The sequence below is a fragment of the Duganella vulcania genome (genome assembly GCF_009857655.1).
In the GTDB taxonomy this organism is placed as follows: Bacteria; Pseudomonadota; Gammaproteobacteria; order Burkholderiales; family Burkholderiaceae_D; genus Rugamonas; species Rugamonas vulcania.
In genome coordinates, this window is the sequence record NZ_WWCX01000004.1 from 51,362 (window position 1) to 67,199 (window position 15,838).

The following is a 15,838-nucleotide window of genomic DNA, read 5'->3' on the forward strand; positions in this document are numbered from 1 at the left end:
TCAGCCGCGGATGCCGGTGGGCTGGATGTAGCCCAGCTTGTACGCAACCAGCAGCGCGATGAACAGCGCGATCGACAGGCCGACCCGCACCGCCAGCGCGCGCACGGTGTTGTTGCTCTTGCCCTTGTCGCGCATCAGGAAGAAGAACGCGGAAGCCAGGCTGCCGATGATCAGGATGAACGCGATGGCGACAGCAATTTTCATGGCGTGGCAGGGGGAGTGAATTGATGAAGGTTCCATTGTAATGGGTATTGCGTTCCGTTTTAAACTGATCCCTTTCGTGGCGACCGTGCTGGTGGTCACGCTGGGCATCCAGCTGGGCAACTGGCAGGAGCGCCGCGCCGCGCAAAAGCTGGTGTTGCAGGCCAAGCTGGCCCAGGGCAACGCCAGCGCGCCCGTGGTGCTGGACGGCGCCCCGCTGGCGGCCGAGGCGGTGGAATTCCGCCGCGTGGCCGTTACCGGCGAATTCGTCGCCAACTGGCCGTTGTACCTGGACAACCGCCCGTCCGCCGGGCGCTCCGGGTTTTATTTGCTGATGCCGTTTAAAATCGCGGGATCGGGCATGCACGTGCTGGTGGCGAGGGGCTGGCTGCCGCGCGATCCGGCCGACCGCGCCAAACTGCCGGCCTACGCCACGCCGTCCGGTCCGGTCACGCTGGAGGGCATGGCGCGCATCGACGCCGGCCACGTGATGGAACTGGGCAAGGCGCCGGTGCTGACGCCCGGCATCATCGTGCAGAACGCCGATCCGCTGCAGGTGGCCAGGGACAGCGGCCTGACCATGCAGCCGTTCCTGATCGAGCAGGCCGGTGCGGCCAAGCCGGCCGGCGACGACGAGCACCTGGTGCGCGACTGGCCGGCGCCGGCGCTGGGCGTGGAAAAACATCAGGGCTATGCCTTCCAGTGGTACGCACTGTCGGCGATGGCTGTTATCTTCTTTGTGGTGAACGGATTCAGACGTGGAAAACAAAAGTAATCAAAGCCGTGGACGCTGGAAATTGTTGCTGGTGCTGGCCGTGTGCGCCGCGCCGCTGGTGGGTTCCTATCTGACGTATTACGTCATCAAGCCCAAGGGCGGCGTGACCAACTACGGTGCGCTGATCGACCCGCGCGACCATCCGATCCCGGCCATGGCCAGCACCACGCTGGACGGCAAGCCGGCCACGCTGGAGAACTACAAGGGCAAGTGGATCATGCTCAAGGTCGGCCCGTCCGACTGCCGCCAGGATTGCCAGGACCAGCTGTTCGCCATGCGCCAGCTGCGCACCATGCAGGGCAAGGAGATGGAGCGCATCGAGCGCGTGTGGCTGATCACCGACGACCAGCCGCTCGACACGCTGCTCATGCGCGTCAACGACGGCACCCGCATGCTGCGTGCGCCGGCCGCCGCGGTTGAAAAATGGCTGCCGCTGGAGCAGGCCGCAGGCGACCGCGCCGCCGACCACGTCTACCTGATCGACCCGCTGGGCAACCTGATGATGCGCTTCCCGAAAGGTGCGGTCTCCAGCGACACCGAGAAGGTGAAGAAGGTCCACAAGGACATCAGCAAGCTGCTCAAGGCTTCCGCGATAGGTTGACCCATGCATTCCACCACTCTCGCTCAAATGGCCGTGACGGCGCTGCTGGTGGCGCTGCTGCCGCTGTCGCTGGTGTGGACCTCGTCCGACGCCAACAAATACCGCAAGCTGGTCTGGGTCAGCGTGTTCCTGACGTTCGACCTGATCGTGTTCGGCGCCTTCACGCGCCTGACCGACTCCGGCCTGGGCTGCCCGGACTGGCCGGGCTGCTACGGCGCCGCCAATCCCTTCCTGGCGCACGAGCAGATCACGGCGGCCGAGGCGCTGCTGCCGACCGGCCCGGTGACGGTGTTCAAGGCCTGGATCGAGATGATCCACCGCTACCTGGCGATGGCGATCGGCGTGCTGATCGTGGCGATGATGGCGCAATCCTGGTATCAATGGCGCAAGTCGCAGGGCACGCGGACCGAGTACGCGCCCTGGCTGCCGACCGCGCTGTTCCTGTTCGTCTGCCTGCAGGGCGCGTTCGGCGCCTGGACCGTCACGCTGAAACTGCAACCGGTGATCGTCACCACCCACCTGCTGCTGGGCATGGGCCTGCTGGCGATGCTGGCCTGGTACGGCGGCCGCCAGAACCAGCTGATCGCGCCGATGCGCACGGTGACGGCCTCGCCGCCGGCGATGCGCAACATCCGCCTGCTGGCCGCCGCCTCGGCCGTGTTGCTGCTGGCGCAACTGGCGCTGGGCGGCTGGACCAGCACCAACTACGCCACGCTGGCCTGCACCGATTTCCCGCTGTGCGGCGGCAAGCTGGTGCCGGAGATGGACTTCGAACACGGCTTCACGCTGTGGCGCGAACTGGGCAAGACCGCCGCCGGCCACTACCTGCCGTTTTCCGCGCTGACGGCCATCCACTGGGTGCACCGCAACTTCGGCCTGCTGGTCGCGCTGGTGGCCGGCTACACGGCCTGGCGCGCGTGGGAGCACGCGGCGCTGCATAAAACCGCCCGCCACCTGGCGCTGACCTTGGGCGCGCAGATCGCCACCGGCGTCGCCACCATCTACCTCAGCTTCCCGCTGGCGATCGCGGTGCTGCACAACGCTGGTGCGGCGCTGCTGGTCCTGTTGCTGACCATGTTAAACTACAAGGCTAAGTACCAATACGATCTTGCCAAAAAGGCAGCCTCTGGCGCAGCATCGCCGCACACACCCGCTGCCCGGCAAAAGTAGGCACCACAAGTAGGCACCACTACGCATCGCTAATGACCACACACACCGCCACCTCCAAATCCGCTAGCCGCGCCTCGCAATACTGGGCGCTGACCAAGCCCCGCGTCACCCAGCTGGCCGTCTTTTGCGCCGTGATCGGCATGTTCCTCGCCAGCGACGGCATGCCGGACTGGCGCCTGCTGGTGGCCGCCACCGCCGGCATCTGGCTGCTGGCCGGCGCGGCCTTCGCGGTCAACTGCCTGGCCGAGCGCGAGATCGACGCCCGCATGGCGCGCACCGCCCGCCGCCCGATGGCCATGGGCGAGATCACCGTCATGCAGACCGTGGTGTTCGCGGCCGTCATCGGTGGCGCCGGCATGTGGATCCTGTATTCGCTGGTGAACCCGCTGACGATGTGGCTGACCTTTGTCACCTTCGTCGGCTACGCCATCATCTACACCATGATCCTGAAGCCGGCCACGCCGCAGAACATCGTCATCGGCGGCCTGTCGGGCGCGATGCCGCCGGCGCTGGGCTGGGCCGCGGTCGCCAACGACGTGCCGATGCAGGCCTGGCTGCTGGTGCTGATCATCTTTGTCTGGACGCCGCCGCACTTCTGGGCGCTGGCCATGTACCGCCGCGACGACTACGCCAAGTCCGGCCTGCCGATGCTGCCGGTCACGCACGGCATGCAGTTCACGCAGTTCCACGTCTGGCTGTACTCGATCGCGCTGGCCGCCACCACCTTGCTGCCGTACGCGGTGCACATGAGCGGCCTGATCTACCTGGTCAGCGCCGTCGCGCTGAACGCCGTGTTCCTGCACCACGCCTGGAAAATCTACCGCCACTACACCGACCTGATCGCCCGCAAGGCCTTCACCTGGTCGATCATCTACCTGTCGCTGCTGTTCGTGGCGCTGCTGGTGGACCATTACTATAAATTCTGATGAAAAAACTGCTCGCTGTCGGCCTGATGGCCCTGTCCGTACTATTGGCCGCCTGCGAGCGCAGGCCCGCCGCGCCGCGCCTGGAATTCACCAACACCGACCTGACCGGCCTGCCATACGCCAAGGACTTCGCGCTGACCGACCACAACGGCAAGCCGCGCACGCTGGCCGACTTCAAGGGCAAGGTCGTGCTGATGTTCTTCGGCTATACCCAGTGCCCGGACGTGTGCCCGACCACGATGGCCGAGATGTCGGCCGCGATGAAGGAGCTCGGTCCGCAGGCCGACCAGGTGCAGGTGCTGTTTGTCACCGTCGACCCCGAGCGCGACACGCAGCAGCTGCTGGCCGAATACGTGCCGGCCTTCGACAAGCGCTTCCTGGGCCTGTACGGCACCGCCGAGCAGACCGCCGCCGTCGGCAAGGAATTCAAGGTGTACTACGCCAAGGTGCCGGGCAAGACGCCGGGCAGTTATTCGATGGACCACACCGCGGCCAGCTACGTGTTCGACAAGCAGGGCAAGATCCGCCTGCTGGTGCGCGCGGGCCAAGGCCCGGCGCCCATCGTGCACGACCTGAAGCTGCTGTTGGCCCAGCCCTGACGGCGCGCGCATGCATCCGCGCTTCCAACCCTACACCCGCCTCGCCGCCATCGTCCTGCTGGTGATCGGCTGCCTGACCGTGTTGCGGCCCTTCCTGGCCGCCATCCTGTTCGCCGCCGCCATCACCATCTCCAGCTGGCCGCTGTACCTGCGGCTGCTGGCGCGCTGCCAGCAGCGCCGCTGGCTGGCCGCCGCCACCATGAGCGCCGGCCTGACCGTGCTGATCATCGTGCCGCTGGCGCTGGTCACCTGGAACATTGCCGACAATGCCACCGAATTCTATGAACAGATCAAGGCCAGCCTCGGCAGCGGCACGCTGGTGCCGCCGGCCTGGCTCAAGCAATTCCCGCTGGTGGGCGAGGCGGCCGACACCTATCTGCGCAAGCTGCTGGGCAGCCGCGAGGAATTGCTCAACGTCGCCAGGAACCTGCTGGAGCCGGCGCGCCGCTTCCTGCTGGGCGGCGGCATGGTGCTGGGCAGCGGCGTGGCGCAGGTCAGCCTGGCGGTGTTCGTCAGCTTCTTCCTGTACCGCGACGGCCAGGCGCTGCTGGCGGCGCTGGCCACCGGCCTGGACAAGTTGATCGGCGAGCAGGCCACGGCCGTGGCCGACACCGTCAGCCGCACCGTGCGCGGCGTCATGTACGGCCTGCTGGGCACGGCGCTGGCGCAGGCCGGCGTGGCCGCCGTCGGCTTCCTGATCGCCGGCGTGCCGGCGGTGGCGCTGCTGTCGGTGGCGACCTTCCTGCTGTCGCTGGTCCCGGTCGGCCCGCCGCTGATCTGGGGCGGCGCGGCGGCCTGGCTGTTCAGCGAGGGCAGCACCGGCTGGGGCGTGTTCATGCTGGTGTGGGGTTTCTTTGTGATCAGCGGCGTCGACAACGTGGTCAAGCCCATGCTGATCAGCCGCGGCAGCAGCCTGCCATTCATCCTGGTGCTGCTGGGCGTGATGGGCGGCGTGCTGGCGTTCGGCTTCGTCGGCCTGTTCATCGGCCCGACCCTGCTGGCCGTGGGCCTGGGCCTGCTGCGCAACTGGACCGGGGAAGCCGCCTAGAAGTTGATCATCTGCGCGGCGCGCTCGGCGTCCGTGTGGCGCTCGAAGATGCGGCGCAGTGTGCCATCGTCGCGCATCGCCCGCACGGCCTGGCGGAAGCGCGCCACCGTGGCCTCGTCCACGCTGCGGCGCGACAGCACCAGCCCCGACACGATGTTCTCGCGCGGCGCCCAATCCATCACGCTGTAGGTGCCGGCCAGCTGCTCCTGCCTGACCAGCGGATACCAGCTGGTCGGTGTGGCCATCACGGCATCCACCCGGCCCAGCTTGAACAGCCGCATCATCGACAGGTGGTCCGGCGTCTCGTACACGCGGCCCTGTTCCCGCAGCCTGGCCAGCCACGCCTCGTAGGAATGGCCGTGCTTGTAGCTCTTGACCACGGCAATCTTGTATTGGGGATCGGCGAGGAAGCTGTCCATGCCGTTCAGGCGCGCGCTGAGCCCCTTGTGCAGCAGGACGAAATTGCGGCCGGCCATGTAGGGCACGAAGCGGCCGATTTTTTCGCGCTCCGGCAGCGGAATGGCGGATACCGATATGTCAACGTTGCCGTTGGCGAGCGCGGCCCAGATGCGCACCCTGGAGTCGACGCTGACGTCCAGGCTGCAATCGAGCCGGCGGGCCAGCTCGTCGACCACGTCCTTGTCGATGCCGGTCCAATTGCCGCCGGCGGTGCGGTAAAACAGCGCGCCGTCCTCGTAGAAGGCCACGCGCAGGTGGTCGCAGCCGCCGCGCGGCGCCGCCATGCCAGGGACGGCGGGGCAGAGCAGGGCGCAGCAAAGGATCAGTCGGCCAAGCACAGCGCCTCCTACCGGGTTAGTCCTGGTCCGCGTTGTCCTCGGTGTCATCCTTGGGGATGACCTTGACCAGCAGGATGCGCGGGCCGTTCATTTTCTTCGCGACGATGTCGAAATTGCGGAAACTGATGCGTTGGCCCTGCTTGGGGATGTCGCCCAGCTTCAGCATGATCAGGCCACCTACGGATTCTACCTCTTCCAGGCCCAGGTCCTCATTTTCGATATCGATACCCAGTGTGCGCTCCAGCGAGAAGATAGGCAAGCTGGCCTTGCCGATCAGCGTGCCGTCGGGCTGCTTGAGCCAGTCGTTCTCGTTGAGGCGGAACTCGTCGTGGATCTCGCCGACCATCGCGCCCAGCAGGTTGTCGAGCGTGATGAAGCCCAGCGGCCGCTTGCCCTTTTCGCCGATCAGCGCGAAGTGCGGCGCGCCGTCGCGGAAGCGGCGGAACTGCTCCAGCGCCGGCGTGCGGGCGGAAATCGTCTCCACCGGCCGCAGGAAGGGCACCAGGTCGGTCACCGGCTTGCCGGACTGCTGGGCGAAGAACAGGTCCTTCAGGTGCACCACGCCCAGCACGGTCTCGCCGTCCTTGTCGTAGTAGGGATAGCGGCTGAAGCGGTTGCGCAGCATGGTCTGCAGGTTGTCGTTGAGCGGACGGTTGGCGTACAGGCCGATCACCTCGTTAATCGGGCGCATCAGGTCGGACACCGCCAGGTCGCTGAAATCGAGCGAATGGGCCAGGATGTTGCGCTCGTCCTCGTTGAATTTCTCGCCGGGGCGGCTGGTGCGCAGGATCAGCTTGAGCTCGTCGACCGAATAGTGGCTGTCGTGGCTGCCCTTGCCCGACAGGCCGGCCAGGCCCAGCACCATGCTGGCGCTGGCGTTGAGCACCCAGATGAAGGGATACATGGCCCAGTAGAAGCCGTACAGCGGCAGCGCGCTCCACAGGCCGATGGCTTCCGGCATGCGGATCGCCAGCGACTTCGGCGCCAGCTCGCCGACCACGATGTGCAGGAAGGAGATCACGCAGAAGGCGAACACGAAGGCCACGCCGTGGACGATTTCCGGCGAGCTGACGCCGATGGCGTGCAGCAGCGGCTCCAGCAGGCCGGCGAAGGCCGGTTCGCCGACCCAGCCCAGGCCCAGCGAGGCGAGGGTGATGCCGAGCTGGCAGGCGGACAGGTAGGCGTCCAGTTCGCCGTGCACCTTGCCGAGGATGCGGCCCTTGAGCCCCTGCGTCTTGGCGATGGCGCGCACGCGCGTCTTGCGCAGCGTGACGATGCCGAATTCGGCCGCCACAAAGAATCCATTGAGCGCGACCAGGAACACGGCGAGCACGACAAGCAGAAGGTTTTGCATAGGGTCCGAGCGGGGAGCTCAGGTAGTCGAAACCAGCATCTTAAACGACTGTGCCACAATGCAGCGCAAAAACCGGAGTTATCGCAACGATCAAGGGCAACCTACCTTATGACGAAACTGAAGCCGAGAATTCTAAAAATCACCGTTTCTATATTTTTTCTTATCTTGTTTTTGGCGGCAACTGCAGTGCTAAGCCAGCCGATGCTATTGAAAGCGTTGAGAGCGAAATTCAAGTCCACGGATGACTTTATCGTGCTTTCGACCGACCCACGGGTTCGGTATCAAGAGAACGCAAAGGAAAACGCCATAGCGGTCCAACAAATACTGCAACGCAGCCAGGATAGCGTGGAGCTCATCCTTAAATCAAAATTTGTGGACAGGGTAGGTGTGTATGTTTGCTCATCGCAGGAAACGTTCAATGAATATGTTTTCTTGTCAAAAAATGTCAGGGCTGCCGTTTATTGGGGCAAGCTCTTTTTATCCCCCGGCGCCTTCGAGGGGGGCGAGTCGTCGCTTAGCGAACTGACCACCCACGAGCTGACCCACTATCTTTTCTATACCCATCTCGGCGAAAAGTCGTCTATTGAGAACATTCCACTTTGGTTCAGAGAGGGGCTGGCTGTTTTTGTGGCGAACGGAGGTGCTGCGTACACGCACGAGAAGGATGTCTTCCATCAGATCAGTGTGAAAGAAAAAGAGGCGTATCTATCGGGAGCGGTTGATTATTGGTTCAAGACGAAAGACCCACGCGACGCTGTAGGCAAGACCGGCGGGGCGAACTGGCTGTTGTACCGAGTAGGAGCGTTGTTTGTGCACTACCTGCACGATTCGCATCCGGCTGATTTTGAAAAGCTGATAAAGCTGCTGCTTTCCGGTACGGAGTTCAGTCGCGCGTTAGAACTCTCTTACGGGAAAACTATCGATTCACTGCTTGCAGAATTTCAGGTCAATATCGGGAATACAGTCCCGAACCGGAAGAATTGAAGTAAAAATGGTATCTGGCCGCGCTTTTACCGCTCAGCAAGATGAGGGCGCGGTCTGGGCGTTGGGTCACTGATCGGCCATATGCTCGGGAAAGAGTAGCGAAAAATGTGCACCTACGCCAGCTTGCGCGCCATCTGCAACTGCCAGAGCTACGTTGCCCATTGCTCGCGCCGCATCGCCACAGGCATAGATGCCTGGTACGCTGGTCTTCCTGGTCATGAGATCGACCTGTATGAAATTCCCGAGAGGTCCCGCTTCAAAAGCGCAACCCGCCTGTTCAGCCAAGGGGCTGGCCATGCGCGTGTGGGAAAGCGTGAAAAGGCCATTCATCTGTTTCGTCGAGCCGTCTTCCAACTCCACATCCGCATTACCGCTAATGCGACGAATGCGATTTTCATCAATCGTGACACCTCGGTCGAATAAGGTCTTGCGTTGAGCCTCATCCGGAATGAAGCTTTGGTTGGTGAACAAGGTGACGGTACCCCAATCAGGCAACATCTGAGCATGGTGCATCGATAGTTCGCCGCTTGCGATAACACCGATGCGGCCGGCGTTCAATTCATAGCCGTGGCAATAAGGACAGTGAAAGACGGTTTTCCCCCAGCGCTCCTTCAGTCCTTCGATTGCGGGTAGCTCATCGACTACGCCGGTCGCCAGAATAACGCGCTTCCCCTTTATTAATTCGCTGTCGGTTTGAATCAAGAACGAGCCTTCTTCTTTTTTAATATTGAGCGCTTTTGCGGCTGCCCAGGCGGCATTTGGATAGCGTAGCAATTGCTCCTTCCCGTCAGCTGCGATATCGGCAGCCGCGCGCCCATCCTGTCCTAAGAATCCGTGCGAATGTGTAGCGAAACGATTGCGGCGCTGTCCACTATCGATGACCAGAACGGGGCGTCTTGTACGAGCTATCTGAGTAGCGGCGGATAGCCCCGCGTAGCTTCCTCCGATAACGATTACGTCATAGGTCATGGTGTTCATGCGGATCCTTTGAATGTTTATGCTTCGCGTAGCGAAGATTGAAGTCCGTCGACAAATCCTCCAGGGTGACGTCGCCGAGCCGGCTGATGAGTAACTGCTCAGCCTCCTGGAATGCGCCGTTCAAGGCGTTGTTGACCGCCTGTTCGACTAGGCATGAGGGGTTGTCGCTCCGATTTCCCATTGCGAAGACGGCGGGTGCGCCTACTGCCTCGTAGATATCTCGCAGAGTTACTTCTTGAAGATTGCAACTTAAAGTCCAGCCGCCTCCATGCCCCTTGTCTGATGCGACGTAGCCGCGGGTCCGCAATCCCGCTAGCACACGCCTTACCAATACGGCGTTCGTATGCAGATAGCCCGCGAGCTCTTCGGAGGTGAGTGGTCGATCGATGTATTGCATGTGTAAAAGCACGTGCAGCACGGAAGAAAGCTTGTTGTCTCGTCTCATGTAACTAATGATAGTACATGATGTGGAGCAGATCAAGCTTCAGAATTGCATTTGTTCTTCGCAAGACGGCGACTAAGCCCAGCGGTGGAGGCTATACGGCGGAAGGTCGATCAACGTAATATCATGTAGGCGCCATAAGCCGGCCCGTCGGGCCGGGCGGGTGACACTGGTCCCCAATCGGGAGAATGGAAATGAAAATGGTATCTGGCCGCGCTTTTGTCGCTTTGTTTTTCTTCGCGCTGGGTTCCAGCGCTCAAGCCGCTACCGAGCTCGTGATGCATAAGGGCTCAAGCATTGTTGCGAGCGTGGATGGCGACACCATGAAAATAGTAGCCGGCGATGGATTTGACCGTAGTTACGAATTTGATGGCTGTAAGTTGAGCAGCAAGATGAGGGCGCGGTCCGGGCGTTGGTTTGGCGGGCTAGGTATCTACGACCCCGCCGGGCCTTCCTTCTTTCGCCGGGAATGCAAAGGCATAAGCCGAACCGTTGTGGAAGAGGCGCAGATCCATTTTGACGATATGCGATTTGCCAATGATTGGATACAGAGGCAGAAAAAGGTTGCCGGCAAGGGAGGAAAGGTTGCCTGGACAAACGACGGCTTGTTGGTTGCCTGGAGCGTCGCTCCCAACAGGGCGCAATTGAATGTCGATGTTTGGCGTATGTGCTTTGCCGGGGAGCGTCCTCGGCAATTATCCGGAGCGGTAGATACCGCGATCAAAGTGCTGCCGGGCCCATCAGGGCCAGCACTCCATGAGTGTGCGACAGTTGGCAAGGACGTCGTAGACCAAACTCGCCGGGAACTGGAAGAAGAGTGGAAAAAATATCCAACTTCTGACTAGCTTCCCAGTCGGGGCCCTGGTCTTATTCGGCGATGGCGAAAGGCCCGCTGTGGACCGCCGACAGGATGGCCTCGATGGCCGGGTGTGTGATCTTGCGGGCGTTGGAGATGGCGAAGAACTGTTCGCGCAACTCGGGCGCGTCGCCCACCAGCACGGCGCCGAACTGTTCTTCGATATCGTGCGCCAGCGCGGAAGGCGCGAAGAACAATCCCAGGCCGTTACGGCCAAAGGTGTTGAGCATGGCGTTGTCCTCGAACTCGCCGACGATGTCCGGCCGCACCTGGTGCTGCACGAACCAGGCGTCGATGCGGCCGCGCAGCGCGTTGTTGCGGGTCGGTAGCAGCAGCGGCGCGCCGTGCAGGCTGGCCGGGAAGTTGCGCCGGTACTTGCGCGCCAGCTTGTGCACGCCGTACAGCTTCATGTCGCTTTCGCCCAGCAGGTGGCTGAACACCTTCAGGCTGCCGCCGGCGCGCACCGCGCGGTCGGTCAGCACCACATCCAGCTTGCCCAGCGCCAGATCGGCCAGCAGCGATTCGAATTCATCCTCCATGCACACCAGCCGCACGCGCTGCTCCAGCTGCTGCGTCGCCTGCAGCAGGCGGTAGGCGATCAGCTTGGGCAGCGAGTCCGAGATGCCGACCGTGAGGCGCATCTTGTCCGCCTCCGCTTCGTCCAGCGCATCCTGCAGCTGGTCGCCCAGCAGGAAGATCTGGTCGCAATAACTGAGCGCCAGCTTGCCCGCCTCGGTCGGCACCAGGCGCCGGCCCTGCGGCTCCAGTAGCTGCTTGCCGATCGACTGTTCCAGCGATGCCAGTTGCATGCTGATGGTCTGCACGGCCAGCCCGAGGCGCTCGGCCGCGCGCGTGACGCCGCCTTCCTTGGCCACCATCCAGAAGAAGTAAAGATGCCGGAAATTGAGTCCGCTGGTTTTCATGATCTTCTGCTTTTATGAAGTAATACTTCAATTATCTTCTATTTTTTAAAAACCGTTTGTTCTCTACACTGCATCCCATCGATTTATAACCAAGAGAGAAAAACATGAAGCACTTCAAAGTGTCTTTCCTCGTCACGTTCCTCTGCCTTGCGGCTGCGGGCTGGTGGGGCTACGAACTGACCGGATGGAGCGGCGCCTTGTCCGCCGTGGGTATCGCCGCGATCCTGGCCGCGATGGAAGTGTCGCTGTCGTTCGATAACGCGGTGGTCAACGCCTCCGTGCTCAAGACCTGGGACGCCTACTGGCAGAAGCTGTTCCTCGGCGTCGGCATCATCATCGCGGTGTTCGGCATGCGCTTGCTGTTCCCGCTGGTGATTGTGGCGGTGGCCGCGGACATCGGCATCATGGACGTGTGGCACCTGGCGCTGAACGACCCGAAAACGTACTCGATGCACCTGACGAATCACCACGCGGAAGTGGCGGCATTCGGCGGCATGTTCCTGCTGCTGGTGTTCCTGAACTTCCTGTTCGATGACGAGAAAGAAGTCCACTGGCTGGGCAACGTCGAGAAGAAACTCGGCTCGCTGGGCAAGGTGTCCTCGATCTCGGTAATGATTGCGCTGGCTGTCCTACTGGGCTCCATGGGCCTGGTAGGCGAAGCGCAGAAGCTGGTGGTGCTGGTGTCCGGCCTGTGGGGCATCCTGATCTACGTCGGTGTCGACGCGGTCAGCAACCTGCTGGAGAAGGAAGAAGAAGGCAGCAATGTCGGTGACCTGGTCAAGAAGGGCGGTATCGGTGGTTTCCTGTACCTGGAAGTGCTTGATGCCTCGTTCAGCTTCGACGGCGTGATCGGCGCGTTCGCCATCACCACCGACGTCGTGATCATCATGCTGGGCCTGGCGATTGGCGCGATGTTCGTCCGCTCGCTGACGGTGTACCTGGTGAAGAAAGGCACGCTCGACGAATTCGTCTTCCTGGAGCACGGCGCGCACTATGCGATCGGTATCCTGGCCGCGATCATGTTGGCGAGTATGAAGTACCACATCCCGGAACTGTTCACCGGTCTGATTGGTGTGGCCTTCATCGCTGCCTCGCTGTGGTCCTCGGTGCGTCACCGCCGCAAGCAGGAAGCCGCCGTCGCCATCGCTGCATAACGTATTCAAGAATTCGGCGGGCCGTTAATTACGGACACGGCCCGCCGCCTGTAGTACCCAAAGTCCGGTTCTCTTTTTAGGAGCATCACATCATGGCAATCAGTCTGCAAAAAGGCGGCAACGTTAATCTGAGCAAGGAAGCTCCAGGCCTGTCGAAAATCGTGGTCGGTCTGGGTTGGGACGTGCGCAACACCGACGGCAAGGACTTCGACCTGGACGGCTCGGCCTTCATGTTGAAAGTGGACGGCAAGGTCCGCGCCGACAATGACTTCATCTTCTACAACAACCTGAAATCGTCCGACCAGTCGGTGACGCACTCCGGCGACAACCGCACCGGCGCCGGCGATGGCGACGACGAAACCGTCACCATCGACCTGACCAAGGTGCCGGCCGACGTGGAACGCATCGCCATCTGCGCGACGATCCACGAGGGCGACGAGCGCCGCCAGAACTTCGGCATGGTGCAGAAGGCCTTTATCCGCTGCGTCAACGGCGCCGGCAACGGCGAGATCGCCCGCTACGACTTGTCCGAAGACGGCTCGACCGAATCGGCGATGATCTTCGGCGAGGTGTATCGCAACGGCGCCGATTGGAAGTTCAAGGCCGTCGGCCAGGGCTTCAAGGGCGGCCTGGGTCCGTTGGCATCGTCGTTCGGCGTACGCGTTTAATTTGATGGAATAAGAGAGGACTCAATCATGCCTAAATTTTCGATCACCGGCGACATCGATCCCTTCCTGCATGTCTCGCTGGCTCACGGTGAAAAAATCTACTGCGAGTCGGATGCGATGGTGATGATGGAAGCGGCGCTCGATTTGAAGGGCAAGGTCACCGGCGGCATCGGCGCGGCACTCATGCGCCGCTTCGCCAACGGCGAGTCCTTCTTCCAGCAGCACATCGAGGCAGTGCGCGGCGAGGGCGATTGCCTGCTGGCGCCGCGGCTGCCGGGAGCGATGCAGGTGCTCGACGTCGGCCAGCGGCAGTACATGCTGAGCGACGGCGCCTTCGTCGCCGCCACCTCCAGCGTCGAGCTGAAGGTGCGTACCCAAAGCCTGGGCAATGCGCTGTTCGCGCAGAGCGGCGGCTTTTTCATCACCGAGACCGCGGGCGTCGGCCAGGTGGCGGTATCGGGCTTCGGCTCGATCTCGCAGCTGGAGGTCACGCCGGGTCGCGATGTGATTATCGATAACTCGCATGTGGTGGCATGGGACAGCGCGCTGCGCTACGAAATCTCGGTCACCACGGGCGGCAACAGCGGCTTTCTGAGCAATCTGGTCAACAGCCAGACCAGCGGCGAAGGCATGGTGCTGCGTTTTTCCGGCCAGGGCAAGATCCTGATCTGCTCGCGCAACGGCGCGGCGTTCCAGGCCTGGGCGCAGCGCGGCGTTGCACAGTAACTTCACAGGAGATTCAAGATGTCAGTCAGTTTAAGCAAGGGCCAGAAAATTTCGCTGGCCAAGGAATCAGGCGGCGCATTGGGGCGCGTGACCATGGGCCTGGGTTGGGACGCGATCAAGAGCAAGGGCTTCCTGGGCTTCGGCTCGAAGACCGAAGCGGTCGACCTGGACGCCTCGTGCGTGATGTTCAACGAATCCGGCGCGCCGGTGGACGTGATCTGGTTCCGCCAGTTGAAGAGCAGGGATGGCAGCATCCAGCACACGGGCGACAACCGCACCGGCGCCGGCGACGGTGACGACGAGCAGATCAACGTCGACCTGAACGCGGTGCCGGCCACGGTCAAGAGCCTGGTGTTCACGGTGAACAGCTTCACCGGCCAGACCTTCGCGCAGGTGGAGAACGCCTACTGCCGCCTGGTGGACGCCAGCGGCGGGCAGGAAGTGGCGCGCTTCAACTTGTCGGTGCAAGGCCCGCACTCGGCGCAGATCATGGCCAAGCTGTACCGCCACAACGGCGAATGGAAGATGCACGCCATCGGCGAAAACGGCAAAGGCCGCACCTTCGACGAACTGCTGCCGCAAATCGCCGCCCACTTGTAACACCAGCAACTTGGGGTCAAGTCTGGCATTCGGACACGAGCTCTGCCGTAGAGGCCTTCTACGGCAGAGCTCGTGTCCGAATGCCAGACTTGACCCCAAATTGCACGGTATAATGTTGCTATGGAAAAACTGCGAGATTATGCCGAGATTGTTGCTCAAGCTTCGAAAGGGGAGCTGGTTTTTCCTACGAGCGTCAATGCCGCGCTGCGCCTGCAACTGGCGCTGGCCGATCCCGATTGCGATACCGAAGATGTGATCCGCAAGGTGCTGGGCGAGCCGCTGCTGGCCGCGCGCACCGTGGCGCTGGCCAATGCGGTGGTGTTCAATCGCGGTGGCGCACCCGTCACCAGCGTGCGCGCTGCGGTCCAGCGCGTCGGCTTCCGCAACCTGTACACGATGGCGGCCGCGATGGTGGTACGCCAGTTCGGCAGCCGCATCCGTGACGCCGCCTTGCGCGCCCAGGCCGAACAGCTGTGGCGCCACTCGGCCCATGTGGCCGCGCTGGCCCACGTGATCGCCCGCAAGCTGACCCGCACCGACGCCGATACCGCGCTGTTCGCCGGCATCGTGCACGCGGCGGGCGGCTTCTACCTGCTGGCCCGCGCCGACGATATCCCTGGCCTGCTCGACGACCCGGAAGACTGGATGGGCGCGGCGCAGGAAATCATCACCCGCGAAATCATGAAGAAGATGGCGATCCCCGAGCCGGTCGCCCAGGCCATCGTCTCGCTGCGCGGCGCCACGCTGACGCCGCCCCCGCTGGGCCTGCGCGATACGCTGCTGATCGCCAAGCACCTGGCCCCCGTGCCGTCGCCGCTGGCCCCGCAGCGCGAGCACGCCAGCCTGGCCGGCTTTGTCGACGACAACGCCACGCTGGACCAAATCCTGTTTGATTCCTCCGACGAGGCCGCCTCCATGAGCGCCGCGCTGCTGGCCTGAGTGTTGTTTGGAGTTGTTTCCAAGCTAGTCTGCGGCCACTAATCGCGCCAAAAATAGTGTCTAAGGCACAATTGTTGCCGAAAGTCTGGCAATATGC

At 62.5% G+C, this 15,838-nt stretch carries 19 protein-coding genes; 13 read left to right on the forward strand and 6 right to left on the reverse strand.

The features are described 5' to 3' along the window. The gene (locus GTP90_RS05490; protein WP_161082547.1) at positions 1 to 204 is read right to left on the reverse strand and encodes a twin transmembrane helix small protein; all 204 of its coding nucleotides are present in this window, start codon (positions 202 to 204) and stop codon (positions 1 to 3) included. A 40-nt stretch (positions 205 to 244) separates the two neighbouring features. Here GTP90_RS05490 and GTP90_RS05495 point away from each other — a divergent pair, with 40 nt between their 5' ends. Genes GTP90_RS05495 through GTP90_RS05520 form a run of 6 tightly spaced genes read left to right on the forward strand, consistent with a single transcriptional unit; the run spans position 245 to position 5,320 of the window. Then, positions 245 to 976, forward strand: coding sequence for an SURF1 family protein (locus tag GTP90_RS05495; protein ID WP_161082548.1), 732 nt, complete (start codon positions 245 to 247; stop codon positions 974 to 976). Beyond that, positions 960 to 1,577 carry an SCO family protein gene (locus GTP90_RS05500; protein WP_161082549.1) on the forward strand — a complete coding sequence of 206 codons (618 nt, stop codon included), beginning with the start codon at positions 960 to 962 and terminating at the stop codon, positions 1,575 to 1,577. The genes GTP90_RS05495 and GTP90_RS05500 overlap by 17 nt, the downstream gene beginning before the upstream one ends. 3 nt (positions 1,578 to 1,580) lie before the next feature. Beyond that, positions 1,581 to 2,747, forward strand: coding sequence for a COX15/CtaA family protein (locus GTP90_RS05505; RefSeq protein WP_175047984.1), 1,167 nt, complete (start codon positions 1,581 to 1,583; stop codon positions 2,745 to 2,747). Positions 2,748 to 2,779: 32 nt separating this feature from the next. Next, positions 2,780 to 3,673: a heme o synthase gene (cyoE, locus tag GTP90_RS05510; RefSeq protein ID WP_161082550.1), complete on the forward strand. Its 894-nt coding sequence runs from the start codon at positions 2,780 to 2,782 to the stop codon at positions 3,671 to 3,673. Beyond that, positions 3,673 to 4,272, forward strand: a complete 600-nt coding sequence (locus tag GTP90_RS05515) for an SCO family protein (protein WP_161082551.1) — start codon at positions 3,673 to 3,675, stop codon at positions 4,270 to 4,272. Before cyoE ends, GTP90_RS05515 begins: the two co-directional genes overlap by 1 nt. 10 nt (positions 4,273 to 4,282) lie before the next feature. Then, entirely contained in the window at positions 4,283 to 5,320 is a 1,038-nt protein-coding gene (locus GTP90_RS05520; protein ID WP_161082552.1) for an AI-2E family transporter, read from the forward strand. Here the strand turns inward: GTP90_RS05520 and GTP90_RS05525 are convergent. Further along, positions 5,317 to 6,117 carry a substrate-binding periplasmic protein gene (locus tag GTP90_RS05525; protein ID WP_161082553.1) on the reverse strand — a complete coding sequence of 267 codons (801 nt, stop codon included), beginning with the start codon at positions 6,115 to 6,117 and terminating at the stop codon, positions 5,317 to 5,319. The genes GTP90_RS05520 and GTP90_RS05525 overlap by 4 nt on opposite strands. Before the next feature lie 16 nt (positions 6,118 to 6,133). Beyond that, positions 6,134 to 7,471 (reverse strand): hemolysin family protein, encoded by a 1,338-nt coding sequence (locus tag GTP90_RS05530; protein ID WP_161082554.1) that lies wholly within the window; start codon positions 7,469 to 7,471, stop codon positions 6,134 to 6,136. Between the two features lie 108 nt (positions 7,472 to 7,579). Here GTP90_RS05530 and GTP90_RS05535 point away from each other — a divergent pair, with 108 nt between their 5' ends. Beyond that, the gene (locus GTP90_RS05535; RefSeq protein ID WP_161082555.1) at positions 7,580 to 8,455 is read left to right on the forward strand and encodes a hypothetical protein; all 876 of its coding nucleotides are present in this window, start codon (positions 7,580 to 7,582) and stop codon (positions 8,453 to 8,455) included. A 66-nt stretch (positions 8,456 to 8,521) separates the two neighbouring features. On the opposite strand, the gene GTP90_RS05540 is transcribed toward GTP90_RS05535, so the two are convergent. Next, positions 8,522 to 9,424 (reverse strand): NAD(P)/FAD-dependent oxidoreductase, encoded by a 903-nt coding sequence (locus tag GTP90_RS05540; protein ID WP_161082640.1) that lies wholly within the window; start codon positions 9,422 to 9,424, stop codon positions 8,522 to 8,524. Continuing rightward, on the reverse strand, positions 9,414 to 9,878 hold the full coding sequence (locus GTP90_RS05545) for an RrF2 family transcriptional regulator (protein WP_161082556.1): 465 nt from the start codon (positions 9,876 to 9,878) through the stop codon (positions 9,414 to 9,416). Before GTP90_RS05545 ends, GTP90_RS05540 begins: the two co-directional genes overlap by 11 nt. Before the next feature lie 191 nt (positions 9,879 to 10,069). Between GTP90_RS05545 and GTP90_RS05550 the strand changes: the two genes are divergently transcribed. Then, positions 10,070 to 10,720 (forward strand): hypothetical protein, encoded by a 651-nt coding sequence (locus GTP90_RS05550; RefSeq protein WP_161082557.1) that lies wholly within the window; start codon positions 10,070 to 10,072, stop codon positions 10,718 to 10,720. Between the two features lie 22 nt (positions 10,721 to 10,742). Here the strand turns inward: GTP90_RS05550 and nhaR are convergent, their stop codons facing one another. Beyond that, on the reverse strand, positions 10,743 to 11,654 hold the full coding sequence (nhaR, locus tag GTP90_RS05555; RefSeq protein WP_161082558.1) for a transcriptional activator NhaR: 912 nt from the start codon (positions 11,652 to 11,654) through the stop codon (positions 10,743 to 10,745). Between the two features lie 104 nt (positions 11,655 to 11,758). Here nhaR and GTP90_RS05560 point away from each other — a divergent pair, with 104 nt between their 5' ends. The 5 genes from GTP90_RS05560 to GTP90_RS05580 all read left to right on the forward strand — a co-directional run bounded on the left by GTP90_RS05560 (position 11,759) and on the right by GTP90_RS05580 (position 15,741). Continuing rightward, positions 11,759 to 12,808, forward strand: coding sequence for a DUF475 domain-containing protein (locus tag GTP90_RS05560; protein WP_161082559.1), 1,050 nt, complete (start codon positions 11,759 to 11,761; stop codon positions 12,806 to 12,808). 92 nt (positions 12,809 to 12,900) lie between these two features. Continuing rightward, positions 12,901 to 13,476 carry a TerD family protein gene (locus tag GTP90_RS05565; protein ID WP_161082560.1) on the forward strand — a complete coding sequence of 192 codons (576 nt, stop codon included), beginning with the start codon at positions 12,901 to 12,903 and terminating at the stop codon, positions 13,474 to 13,476. Between the two features lie 27 nt (positions 13,477 to 13,503). Beyond that, positions 13,504 to 14,202: a TIGR00266 family protein gene (locus GTP90_RS05570; protein WP_161082561.1), complete on the forward strand. Its 699-nt coding sequence runs from the start codon at positions 13,504 to 13,506 to the stop codon at positions 14,200 to 14,202. An 18-nt stretch (positions 14,203 to 14,220) separates the two neighbouring features. Next, complete coding sequence (locus GTP90_RS05575; RefSeq protein ID WP_161082562.1) at positions 14,221 to 14,802, forward strand: TerD family protein; 582 nt, start codon at positions 14,221 to 14,223, stop codon at positions 14,800 to 14,802. Positions 14,803 to 14,922: 120 nt separating this feature from the next. Next, positions 14,923 to 15,741, forward strand: a complete 819-nt coding sequence (locus GTP90_RS05580; protein WP_161082563.1) for an HDOD domain-containing protein — start codon at positions 14,923 to 14,925, stop codon at positions 15,739 to 15,741. Positions 15,742 to 15,838 lie beyond the last annotated feature (97 nt).